Origin of the sequence: Nocardia sp. NPDC050435 (genome assembly GCF_040655395.1) — a bacterium.
GTDB lineage: Bacteria > Actinomycetota > Actinomycetes > Mycobacteriales > Mycobacteriaceae > Nocardia.
The window spans coordinates 560,438-572,071 of sequence record NZ_JBFAJW010000004.1; the positions used below are offsets into that span (position 1 = coordinate 560,438).

Consider the following 11,634-nt stretch of genomic DNA (forward strand, 5'->3'; position numbering starts at 1 on the left):
GATCGTCCAGCGCCGTGGACGGCCGCTGCGCACGTTCACATACTGGTGAGCATGGTGGTCGAACCTCTGTGGCGCTCCGACGACGCGCTCGGCCAGGCGCTGCACCTGCTGCGCATGAGCGGCGTGTTCTACGGCCGTTCGGATTTCACCGAGCCGTGGGGCGTCGCGCTGCCGGTCTGGCCGGATTGCGTGATGTTCCACTTCGTGGCGGCGGGCGCCTGCTGGCTGGAGGTGGAACCCGGTGCGGGCCAGTGGCTTTCCGCGGGTGATCTGGCGCTGGTGCCGCACGGCGCCGGGCACCTGCTGACCAGCGCGCCCGGTGTGCACGCCACCCCGCTGGACGCGCTGCCGCGCGAACTCGTGAGCGAGCGCTACGAGATCCTGCGGCACGGGGGCGGCGGCACGCCCGCGACGGTGATCTGCGGCGCCGTGCGCTTCGACGATCCCGCGGCCCGGCACCTGCTCGAGCTGCTGCCGGAGGTGATCCGGGTCGGGCGCACCGATTCGCCGCAGGGCGCCTGGATCGACGCGACGGTGCGCTTCATCGCCGACGAGGCCAGACAGCTGCGCCCCGGCGGGGAGACGGTGATCACGCGGCTGGCCGACATCCTGGTCATCCAGGCCATCCGCTCCTGGCTGGAGCAGGATCCGGCGGCCCGGACCGGATGGCTCGGCGCCCTGCGGGATCCGCGCATCGGCCCGGCCATCGCGCTGATCCATCGGGATCCGGCCCGCGCCTGGACGTTGTCGGCGCTCGCGGCCGAGGCCGTGATGTCCCGCTCGGCGTTCGCCGCCCGGTTCACCGAGCTGGTCGGTGAGCCGGCCATGCAGTATCTGACGCGCTGGCGGATGCATGTCGCGCGCACCAGCCTGGAGCGCGAGGACATCGGGGTCGCGGAGCTGGCGCACCGTCTCGGGTATCACTCCGAGGCGGCGTTCAGCCGCGCGTTCAAGCGGGTGGTCGGCACCTCGCCGGGCGCGGTGCGCCGGCTGCGGGCCGGCTAGTCCAGGGCCGCGGCGGCGGCGTTGCGCTGCACGCTGAAGTACGTCTTGTCCTGGGGCAGCAGCCAATCCGATCCGGTGAAGAACCGCGCGGCGGTGTCGTCGCCGTAGGCGAGGTAGCGCAGGTAGGCCAGCGCTGTGCCCGCGGAGAGGTAGGCGTCCAGGCCGTCGACCGGCGAGAAGTGGCTGACGCCACGGGCATTGGCGATCCAGGCCGGCGCCCGGCCGGTCAGGTTGTACTGCCACCAGCGCACCCAGGCGAAATCGGGCACCACCCAGTCGTTGAAGCCGGTGAGGAACAGCGTGGGCACCTCGAGCAGCGTGCCCAGGGCCAGGGGGCCGGGCTGGATGGCCAGCACGCCGGCGATCCGCAGCGCCGGATCGATGGCGGCGGCGACGCCGGGAAACAGCGCCCCGGCCTGCAACGCGGCCTGACCGCCCGCGGAGTGCCCGCCGAAGACGGTGCGGCTCAGGTCGATCCGGCCGTAGAGCGGTGAGTTCGGGTCCCGGGCGGCGAGCACCGCCGTGGCCAGGCCCAGCGTGGGCACGTGGGCGAGCGAGTTGACGTAGTCGTAGGGCAGCACCACCACGAAGCCGTGGCTCGCCCACTGCCGGGCGAGCGCGTCGTACATGCCGGGGTTGGAGTTGATGCCCGGGGTGAACACCAGCAGCGGTGCGGGCGCGGTGAGATCGCCCGGGTAGTAGGTGTTCACGCCGATCGGCGACTCCAGTCCGTTGGGGAACGCCTGGGTGCAGGTCGGGCTGTCGCGATTGCCGAACAGGTGCACGGCGATGTGCTGGATCATGCCGAAGACCGAGTCCTGGCAGGAGTTCGTCCGCACCGTGGTGGCGACCGGATGTGGGCCGGGGCCGCCGAAAAGGCGCTGCGCCGTGGTGCCGGGAGCGAGGTCGTCCGCCGTGGCCGTGGCGGCCAGGGCACAGACCGCGACAGCGGTCAGCGCCGCGGCCGTCGCCCGGCGCAGCAGCACGCGAAATTTCATGATCTGGACCACCTTGTCCATCGCGCCCCGGCGGGGCCCGGCAATTTGTGAAACTATTCAGTCTCGAATTACGGAAGGTACCCGAGTGTGGCCTGGGACACAACGGCGCGGCGGAAAATCCGGCGCGATCGGCGATAGCCGTGAATTTGCCTCTGCCCCAGGACTATTCGTATCGGGGCGGTCGGCCGCGGGTCCGCCGGAGCGGTTGCCGGCGGGCCGCCGGAGCCTCTGCCGGACATTCGTCCAGTTCAGCGCCGGTGCCGACTCGGCGACGCGGCGTGGCGGCGAACACTGCGTGTCGGCCCGGGTTGATAGCATGGCCTTTCCAGCCGACCGGATGCGGGCAGCGACCGGAATGCCACCGCGAGAGAGTCCTTTCCATGCAGTTTGAAATCGTCGAGCGGGACGAGACGTGGGTCGCCGGATTGCCGGTCCGCAGCCCCAAGCGCGCGCTCGGGGAACTGCGCGATCACGATCTCGAGGCGGCCTGGGCGGCGATCCTGCACCAGGATCTCGGCGGCCCGCTGGCCAGTGCCTTCACCGATTACACCGGCGAGCTCGGCACCTACAACACCCAGATCGTCGGGTATCAGTGCAGCTCGTTCGCGGAGGTCACCCGCGGCCACCTGGTGGCCCGGCTGCCGCGCGGCACCTACGCGCGCTTCTCCTCAGTGGGTAACTTCCCCCAGGTGATGACCGACCTGTGGACGCAGATCGCCTACGCCGAGGAGCACAAGCAGATCCGGCGCACGCACAGCGGCGATTTCGAGTGTTACCCGCACGCTTACAAGATCGAGCTCTACCTCGCGGTCGAGGGGTCATGACATACACCATCGCGGTGCGCAACGCGGCGATCTACGGCGGTCTGGTGGTGCCGCGGGTGCGCCCGAGCTTCAAGGTCAGCAACAGCGATCTGATCGAGTTCCTCAAGGACCGGCTGCGCGAGCGCTCCGGTGACAAGCATCCGATGTACACGGTGTACGTGCCCGATCCGGCCGGCAACTACAACGCCATCGTGAGCTTCGAATACCCTGCGCCGGACGAGGTTCCGGTCGGTGACCTGCTGGTCTCGGTGCCCAAGGGCGTGTACGCGCGCTTCGAGCCCAACGGCGATTACCACGATCCGGTCGAGGACGTCTGGGCTCAGGTCGACGACGCGACGGCCTCCGCCGAGATCACCCGCGCCTACCGCGAGGAGATCGAGATCTGGCGCGGTCCGCAGTCGGTGGAGCTGTTCATCTCCATTCTGATCTAGCGCCGAGCGCCCGCGGGCCCCGCTGGACATAGCCAAAAGTTAACCTAATTGGAACCGACTGGTCTCTCGATTCCGGCCCCGGTTCGTCCATGATCGTTTGACCTGCAGGGATTTCCGGTCCCGCGATGAGTTTTCGGAAGATTAGCCAGACGCCTGGTCAATTCCTGTCGGATGACGGATACTGCCCTAGGCAAACTCGTGCGCTGCGGATTCACCACACCCGGCAGCCATGGATCGGAGGACGTGCGCAGGCATGAACGGTGACCTTGGTCCCGGTGTGGACTATCGGCCGCTGATCCTCGACGAGTCGGCCCCGGAAGATCTCGCCGTGCTCGCACAGCTGCGGAAATCCCCGCGCGTCCGGATCGTCGACCTGCGCGACATGCTGCGCCTGGAACTCGGCAAGATCACCGAGCCACCCACCGCGACCAGCTCCGATCGGTGGGTCTACTACCCGTGGCGGCGCGCGCTGGTGGGTCTGCTGGACGAGGTCTCCTATCGCGCCATCCGGCTCGACCGCAACCGCAACAAACTCACCCGCGCCGAACAGGAACGGCTCGGCGAGCTGCGCATCGGCGTCGTCGGGCAGAGCGTCGGCCACGCCTGCGCCTACACCATCGCCCTGGAGGGCGGTTGCGGCATGCTGCGGCTGGCCGACTTCGACGAGATCGAGCTGTCCAACCTGAACCGGGTGCCGGGCAACATCTTCGACATCGGCGTGAACAAATCGATCGTCACCGCGCGCCGGATCGCCGAACTCGATCCGTACCTGCCGGTGGAGGTGTGCACGGCCGGGGTCACCGAGGAGTCGGTGGACGAGTTCCTCGACGGCCTGACCCTCGTCGTCGAGGAATGCGATTCGCTCGACATCAAATTCGCGGTCCGCGAGGGCGCGCGCCGGCACCGCGTCCCGCTGCTCATGGAGACCAGCGACCGCGGCCTGTTCGACGTCGAGCGCTACGACCTGGAACCCGGGCGGCTGCCCTTCCACGGCCTGCTCGGGGCGACCACCGGCGCGGATCTGCGCGGGCTCAGCACCAAGGACAAGGCCCCGCACGTCATGCGCATCCTCGACCCGGGCGAACTGTCCGCCCGGATGGCCGCCAGCCTGGTCGAGATCGACGAAACCGTCACCACCTGGCCGCAACTGGGCAGCGAGGTGCAGCTGGGCGCGGCCATCGTGGCGGGCGCGGTGCGGCGGATCGGCCTGGGCCAGAAGCTGTCCTCCGGCCGGGTGCGCATCGATCTGGAGCGCGGCCTGGACGCGCTGGCCGAGCCGGAGCCGGTGGAGGAAACGGCCGCCGAGGCGAGCGAGCCCGGCGGCGACAGCCCGGCCACGACGGCGATCGAACGCGTCCTGCAATGCGCGCAGCGGGCACCCTCGGGCGGCAACACCCAGCCGTGGGTGCTGCGCGAGGACGACGGCGGTCTCCGGATGGATCTGGTGCGCACCAGATCCTCGGCGCTGGACATCGGCTACCGCGGCAGCGCCGTCGCGATCGGCGCGGCCCTGCACAACGCCCGCGCCGCCGCGGCCGCGCACGGCATCCTGGGCCCGCACGAGGTCGTCGACGACGATGCCGGAGCATTGAGCGCGCGGTTACGTTTCGACTCCGGCGCGGACCCGGTGCTCGCCCGGGACTACCCGGCCGCGCTGACCCGAGAGACCAACCGGCGCCTGGGCAACGGCGGGGCGCTGTCGGACCATGTGCTCGCCGCCCTGGCGGCGGCCGCGCGGGTCGAGGAGGGGAACGTCCGCTATGTCACCGCACCGGCCGATATCGCCGAAGCCGCCGACATCCTCGGCAACTCCGACCGGATCCGCTATCTGACGCCGCGCTTACACGAGGAGCTATTCGGGGAATTACGGTTTCCCGGTGACGACCCGCTCACCGGTATAGACATCCGCAGTCTCGAACTTTCCCCGGTCGAACAGGCGAAAATGCGCATGGCCCGGCGCACCGACGTGATGGCCCGGCTGCACGAGTGGTCGGCCGGCAACGCCCTCGGCGAATACACCCGCGACCGGGTGCTCTCCAGCTCCGCGGTGCTCGCGGTGACCCTCCCGTGCCCGGGCCGGGTGCCCGGCCCGGCCGACTACGCCCGGGCCGGGGCGGCCACGCAACGGGTGTGGTTGGAGGCGGGCCGGCGCGGTCTGGCGGTGCAGCCGGTCTCGCCCGTATTCCTCTACGCGCGGCGTCCCGAAGAGTTGATCGCGATTTCCCCCGATTTCGCGGATACACTGACTTCACTTCAGGGCCGTTTCCAGGACCTGCTGGGAGTGCCGGAGCATGAGATCATGGCATTGGTGCTTCGCCTGAGCTACGCGGCAGCAGCCACGGTCCGCAGCAGGCGGCTTCCCTTCGGGGATGGCAGCCGGCGGTGGGGCGGGTCGGACAAGCCGGGCGCGGGCGACCGCCGCTAGCACGATCGGAGACAGGGTGCCTCGCCGAACGCTCGACTCGTTGGTGACCGAAGTCGCCGCCGAGTTGATGGGCGTCGACGCCACGACCATGGTGGCGGCGAGCGAACGCGTGCTGGCCAAACTGGTCGAGCATTTCGACGTCGATTTCAGCTATCTGCGCCACACCGAACGCGAACGCCGGGTCACCGTGCTGATCGCCGAGTGGCCGCACCGGGGCGAGATCCCCGACCCGGATCCGCTCGAGGTCGTGCACTTCGAGCACGCCGACTCGGTCTTCCGGGAACTCGAGCACGCCATCGAGCCGATCATCGTGCGGCCCGATCCGCGCTCCGCCGATTACCAGGAGACGATCCGCCGCTCCTCCGGCATCCCCACCGTGGCGATGGCGGCGGTGCCGCTGATCTCGCGCGGCGAATCCACCGGTGTCCTCGGCTTCATCAAGCAGGGCGACCGGGATTGGAGCACCCGGGAACTCAACGTGCTCAAGGCGATCGCCGCGCTGTTCGCCCAGGTGCAGGCGCGGGTGGTGGCCGAGGAACGGCTGCGCTACATCGCCCTGCACGACGACCTGACCGGGCTGGCCAACCGCCGCGCCCTGCTCGAGCACATGGAGGACAGGCTGCGCTCCGGCGCGCCCGGCCCGGTGGCGGCCCTCTTCCTGGATCTGGACCGGCTCAAGGCGCTCAACGACTTCCTCGGCCACACCGCCGGCGACAATTTCATCCGCACGCTGTCCTCCCGGTTACGCGAGAACCTGGACCCGAACGACATGATCGCCCGCCTGGGCGGCGACGAGTTCGTCATCGTGCCCGCCAAGCCGATGGACGCGGTGGCGGCCGAGCTGGAGGCCACCCGGATCCAGCAGCTGATCGGGCGGCGTGTCACCGTCGGCGGCGAGTCCGTCAGCCGGGGCGCGAGCGTCGGTGTGGCCGTGGGCATTCCGGGCGAGACGACGGTCGCCGACGTGCTGCGCCGCGCCGACCACGCGCTGCTGTCGGCCAAATCCGGCGGGGGTAACGGCGTCGCGGTGTTCACCGACGCCATGCGCGCCCAGTTCGAACTGCAGGACGACGTGGAGCTGAATCTGCGCGGCGCGGTGTCCGACGGCTCGCTGCTGCTGCACTTCCAGCCCGAGGTAGACCTGCGCACCGGCCGGATCGTGGCGCTGGAGGCGCTGGTGCGCTGGATGCACCCCACCCGGGGGCTGCTGCCGCCCGCCGCCTTCGTCACCGTGGCCGAGGCCACCAATCTCGCCGGTGAGCTGGGCCGCTGGGTGATCCGCTCGGCCTGCTCGCAGTTCGCCGAGTGGCGGCGGCGCGGCCTGGCTTCCAATGTCGTCATGCGGATCAACGTCTCGCCGGTGCAGCTGGTGAGCCTGGATTTCGTCGAGCGCATCGAAGATATCCTGCGGCTGTTCGGCATCGACGGCAGTTCGGTCTGCCTGGAGATCACCGAGCATGTCGTGGTGCAGGATCTCGCGCGCACCCAGGTAACGCTGCGCGGCCTCAAGCGCATGGGCGTGCAGATCGCGATCGACGATTTCGGCACCGGCTACAGCTCGCTGTCGCACCTGAAGGCACTCCCGGTCGACGCGGTCAAGATCGACCGCGGTTTCGTCCAGCGCCTGGGCGCCAGCACCGACGATCTCGCGATCGTGAAATCGATCATCGGCCTGGCCGGGTCCTTCGGCCTCGGCGTGGTCGGCGAGGGCGTCGAAACCGCCGTCGCCGCGCGCACCCTGGTCGGGCTGGGGTGCTATCGCGCCCAGGGCTTCCTGATCGCGCGGCCGATGCCCGCCGACGAGGTCGAGGAGCACCTGACCACCGGCCGCATCCCGCTGGATCTGGAACTGCCCCGGGCCGGGCGGGGCGCCGCACCCCGCTGACGGTTCTTCGCCTCCTGTTCACCCCGTGTTGCGCGGCAGCACGCCCGCGCACACCCGACCCGTTGAACGATCGAGGAGTGCGCATAGTCCAACTGGCGAACTTCTACGGCCCGCGCTCGGGCGGACTGCGCACCGCTCTGCATCACCTGGGTGAGGGCTACGTCGCGGCCGGGCACGAGGTGGTGCTGATCGTGCCCGGCGCCCGCCGCCGCGAGGAGATCCTGCCGACCGGCGTGCTGCGGGTGACGCTGCCCGCCGTGCCGATTCCCTGGACGGGCGGTTACCGGGCCGCCGACCCGCGCCGCGTCGCCGATGCCCTGACCGGCTTGCGGCCGGACGTGCTCGAGGTCTCGGATCGCTTGACGCTGCGCGGTTTCGGGCGCTGGGCGCGCCGCCGCGGCATCGCCGGGGTGATGATCTCGCACGAACGCCTGGACCGGTTGCTCGGGCAGGTGCTGCCCCGCGCCGCGGCCCGCCGCCTGGCCGACGTGGCCAATCGCCGCACCGCCGACGACTACGAGATCGTGGTGTGCACCACCGATTTCGCCCGCGCCGAGTTCGAGCGCATCGGCGCGCCCAATGTCGAGCTGGTGCCGCTCGGGGTGGATCTGGAGCTGTTCAGCCCGCACCGGCGTGATCGGGCGCTGCGCGCCGACCTGGGCCTGCCGGGCCATCCGCTGCTGGTGCACTGCGGGCGGCTCTCGGTGGAGAAGCGGGTGGACCGCAGCATCGAGGCGATCGGCGAACTGCGCCGGGCCGGGACCGAGGTGCGCCTGATCGTGGCCGGGGACGGTCCGCGCCGCGAGGCGCTCGAGCGCCGGGCCCGCGCGGTGCCCGCGCTGGCCGGGGGCGTGCCCGCGATCCATTTCACCGGCTTCATCTCCGAGCGCGCCATGGTCGCGAAACTGCTTGCCACCGCCGATATCTCCCTCGCGCCCGGTCCGCACGAGACGTTCGGGCTGGCCGCGCTGGAGGCGCTGGCCGCGGGCACGCCGGTGGTCGCGAGCCGGTCCTCGGCGCTGGCCGACATCGTCACCCCCGCCTGCGGGGCCATCGCCGCGGACGATCCGTCCGCGTTCGCACACGCGGTCACCGATGTGCTGGCCCGGCCGGCGGCCGAACGCCGCCGGGCGGCGCGCACCCGCGCCGAGCAATTCACCTGGCCGCGTGCGGTGGACGGCATGCTCGCGGTGCTGGGGCGCTAGCCGGGTGCGGAGGAGACCCCAGGATTGGGGGGTGTCGCCCCGGTGGAATTCGGCTATCCCCGTGGCGCGGGGCAGTAGCCTCCGGAGAAAGTGAAACGGGTCTAGGAGAATGGGAGTCGCGGTGCGCGGGTTGGGGCAGCGGCGGGTCGGGCGGACAACGGTGCGGGGCGCCAAGACCTTGGTGACCGGCGCGGCGAGCGGGATCGGCCGCGCGACCGCGCTCGCCGCCGCCGCGGCCGGCGCCGAGATGGTGCTCACCGATATCAACGCCGAGGGTCTGGCGGAGACCGTGGAAACTATCCGGGCTCGTGGCGGGGTCGTCTTGGCAAGCCGCGCACTGGATATCACCGACTACGACGCCGTGGCCGCCTTCGCCGAGTCGGTGCACGCCGAACATCCCAGCCTGGACATCGTGATGAACGTCGCGGGCCACTCCATCTGGGGCACCGTGGAGAATCTCGAGCACCGGCACTGGCGGCACATGGTCGAGGTGAACCTGATGGGTCCGATCCACGTCATCGAGACCTTCGTCCCGGCCATGGTGCGGGCCGGGAAAGGCGGTGCGCTGGTGAACGTCTCGTCGGCGGCGGGCCTGATCGCGCTGCCCTGGCACGCCGCCTACAGTGCGGGCAAGTACGGCATCCGGGGCGTGTCGGAGGTGCTGCGCTTCGATCTGGAGACGCACGGGATCTCGGTGCACCTGGTGGCGCCCGGCGCGGTGGACACCCCCCTGGTGCACACCGTCGAACTGGTCGGCATCGATCGGCGGGAACCCCGGGTGGACCGGATGGCCAAGCGGTTCACCAAGCATGCGGTGCCGCCGGAGAAGGTGGCCGCGGCGATTCTCCAAGGCATCGAACGCAATCGGTTCATCGTCTACAGCTCGCCCGACATCCGCTTCGGCTACTGGTGGGCCCGGAAGTTCGCGCTCCCTTACGAGTTCGTCATCCGGCAGATGAGCGCGCGGTTCAACCGGCTGCTGACTGCTTCCCGGGCTGGCAGTTGACGGCGGCGGGTTTGCCCGGCGGGCAGTTGATGTGGGTGTCGAGCACCACGGCGCCCGGGCCCTGCGCGCCGAGCTGATCGCGCTCGTTCACCAGTTTGCAGCTGCCCAGAGACAGGCAGCCGCAGCCGATGCAGCCGGTCAGGTTGTCGCGCAGGCGAATCAGCTGCGTGATGCGGTCGTCGAGATCGCTGCGCCAAGTGGTGGACAGGGTCTCCCAGTCGCGGCGGGTGGGGGTGCGGCCCTCGGGGAGCTTGTCCAGCGCGGCCCGAATCTCGCTGAGCGGTATGCCGACTCGCTGGGAGATGCGGATGAACGCCACCCGCCGCAGGGTTTCCCGGGCGTAGCGGCGCTGGTTGCCGCTGGTGCGGCGACTGGTGATCAGGCCCTCGCGTTCGTAGAAGTGCAACGCGGATACCGCGACTCCGCTACGCTCGGACAGCTGCCCGGGGGTCAGCTCCTTCGTTCGCCAATCGGCTGTCGACATGCACGCTCCTCCATTCACCTGAACAATACTTCAGGTTAGGGTGTGCTGGGGGCAGAATCGGACCAGCCGCCCGTAACGGCACGACATCCGCGCCAATTCCGTGCTCAGCGGCCCGTGGCGAACTACGGTCGGGTCATGGGAGCAGACGCACAACCACGCGGCGCCGAAGCACGTCTCGGGGTGACCTCGGAGGTCGGAACCCTGCGCACGGTGCTGCTGCATCGGCCGGGCGACGAATTGCGGCGGCTCACCCCGCGCAACAACGACCAGTTGCTCTTCGACGGCATCCCCTGGGTGGAGCGCGCCCAGCAGGAGCACGACACCTTCGCCGGAGTGTTGCGCGACCACGGCGTCGAGGTGCTGCTGCTGGCCGACCTGCTCACCGAGACCCTCCAGGTCAGCGGGGCCGCGCGCATCCAGGGCATCTCCTCGGCCGTGGACGCCCGCAAGCTCGGGCACGCGCTGGCCGACGAACTCGCGGCGTTCCTGCGCGGTGTCCCGGCCCGGGAACTGGCCGATCTGCTGATGGCGGGCATGACCTTCGACGAGCTACCCTTCGGCCCGGACGCCGCGTCGCTGGTGCGCCGCATGCACCACGGCGGCGATTTCGTCATCACCCCGCTGCCCAATCTGCTGTTCACCCGCGACTCCTCGTTCTGGGTCGGCCCGCGCGTGGCGATCACCTCGCTCGCGCTGCCCGCGCGGATGCGCGAAACCTCGCTCACCGACCTGATCTACGCCTTCCACCCGCGCTTCCTCGGCGTGCGGCGCGCCTACGAATCGCACACCGCGCCGATCGAAGGCGGTGACGTGCTGCTGCTCGCCCCCGGCGTGGTGGCCGTCGGCGTCGGCGAGCGCACCTCGCCCGCCGGCGCGGAAGCGCTGGCCCGCAGCCTGTTCGACGACGGTCTCGCGCACACCGTGCTGGTGGTGCCGATCGCCCAGAACCGGGCCACCATGCACCTGGACACGGTGTGCACCATGGTCGATACCGACGCGGTGGTGATGTACCCCGCCGTGCGGGACACCCTGCAGGCGTTCACCATTCGCCGCGAGGACGACGGCGAGGTCAGCATGCGCGGGCCGGATCCGTTCCTGCCCGCGGCCGCCGAGGCGATGGGCATCGGAAAGCTGCGGGTGATCGACACCGGGCTCGACGGCGTCACCGCCGAACGCGAACAGTGGGACGACGGCAACAACACCCTCGCCGTCGCGCCGGGCGTGGTGATCGCCTACGAACGCAACGAAATGACCAATGTGCGGCTCGCCGACGCCGGCATCGAGGTGCTGCGGATCCCCGGATCCGAACTCGGCTCCGGCCGCGGCGGCCCACGCTGTATGTCCTGTCCACTGTCCCGAGATGCCGTGTGA

At 70.2% G+C, this 11,634-nt stretch carries 10 protein-coding genes; 8 read left to right on the top strand and 2 right to left on the bottom strand.

Annotation, left to right across the window (positions count from 1 at the left end; all coding sequences use genetic code 11):
• The first annotated feature begins 51 nt into the window (after nt 1-51).
• Nucleotides 52-1,005 carry an AraC family transcriptional regulator gene (locus AB0I43_RS14985; protein WP_356973324.1) on the top strand — a complete coding sequence of 318 codons (954 nt, stop codon included), beginning with the start codon at nt 52-54 and terminating at the stop codon, nt 1,003-1,005.
• On the opposite strand, the gene AB0I43_RS14990 is transcribed toward AB0I43_RS14985, so the two are convergent.
• Nucleotides 1,002-2,003 (bottom strand): alpha/beta hydrolase, encoded by a 1,002-nt coding sequence (locus AB0I43_RS14990; RefSeq protein WP_356973325.1) that lies wholly within the window; start codon nt 2,001-2,003, stop codon nt 1,002-1,004. The two genes, AB0I43_RS14985 and AB0I43_RS14990, sit on opposite strands and share 4 nt — an antisense overlap.
• Before the next feature lie 380 nt (nt 2,004-2,383).
• Here AB0I43_RS14990 and AB0I43_RS14995 point away from each other — a divergent pair, with 380 nt between their 5' ends.
• The 6 genes from AB0I43_RS14995 (at nt 2,384) to AB0I43_RS15020 (ending at nt 9,779) form a co-directional block, all read left to right on the top strand.
• Nucleotides 2,384-2,827 (top strand): GyrI-like domain-containing protein, encoded by a 444-nt coding sequence (locus AB0I43_RS14995; protein ID WP_356973326.1) that lies wholly within the window; start codon nt 2,384-2,386, stop codon nt 2,825-2,827.
• Complete coding sequence (locus AB0I43_RS15000) at nt 2,824-3,258, top strand: GyrI-like domain-containing protein (protein WP_356973327.1); 435 nt, start codon at nt 2,824-2,826, stop codon at nt 3,256-3,258. The genes AB0I43_RS14995 and AB0I43_RS15000 overlap by 4 nt, the downstream gene beginning before the upstream one ends.
• A gap of 253 nt (nt 3,259-3,511) precedes the next feature.
• The gene (locus AB0I43_RS15005) at nt 3,512-5,683 is read left to right on the top strand and encodes an Rv1355c family protein (protein WP_356973328.1); all 2,172 of its coding nucleotides are present in this window, start codon (nt 3,512-3,514) and stop codon (nt 5,681-5,683) included.
• Nucleotides 5,684-5,726: 43 nt separating this feature from the next.
• Nucleotides 5,727-7,568, top strand: coding sequence for an EAL domain-containing protein (locus tag AB0I43_RS15010; RefSeq protein ID WP_356973709.1), 1,842 nt, complete (start codon nt 5,727-5,729; stop codon nt 7,566-7,568).
• A gap of 77 nt (nt 7,569-7,645) precedes the next feature.
• Nucleotides 7,646-8,773: a glycosyltransferase gene (locus AB0I43_RS15015; RefSeq protein ID WP_356973329.1), complete on the top strand. Its 1,128-nt coding sequence runs from the start codon at nt 7,646-7,648 to the stop codon at nt 8,771-8,773.
• A 121-nt stretch (nt 8,774-8,894) separates the two neighbouring features.
• Nucleotides 8,895-9,779 (top strand): SDR family oxidoreductase, encoded by an 885-nt coding sequence (locus tag AB0I43_RS15020; RefSeq protein ID WP_357432174.1) that lies wholly within the window; start codon nt 8,895-8,897, stop codon nt 9,777-9,779.
• Here AB0I43_RS15020 and soxR read toward each other — a convergent pair.
• Nucleotides 9,742-10,263, bottom strand: a complete 522-nt coding sequence (gene soxR, locus AB0I43_RS15025; protein WP_356973331.1) for a redox-sensitive transcriptional activator SoxR — start codon at nt 10,261-10,263, stop codon at nt 9,742-9,744. The two genes, AB0I43_RS15020 and soxR, sit on opposite strands and share 38 nt — an antisense overlap.
• Nucleotides 10,264-10,398: 135 nt before the next feature.
• Here soxR and arcA point away from each other — a divergent pair, with 135 nt between their 5' ends.
• Nucleotides 10,399-11,634, top strand: a complete 1,236-nt coding sequence (gene arcA / locus AB0I43_RS15030; RefSeq protein ID WP_356973332.1) for an arginine deiminase — start codon at nt 10,399-10,401, stop codon at nt 11,632-11,634.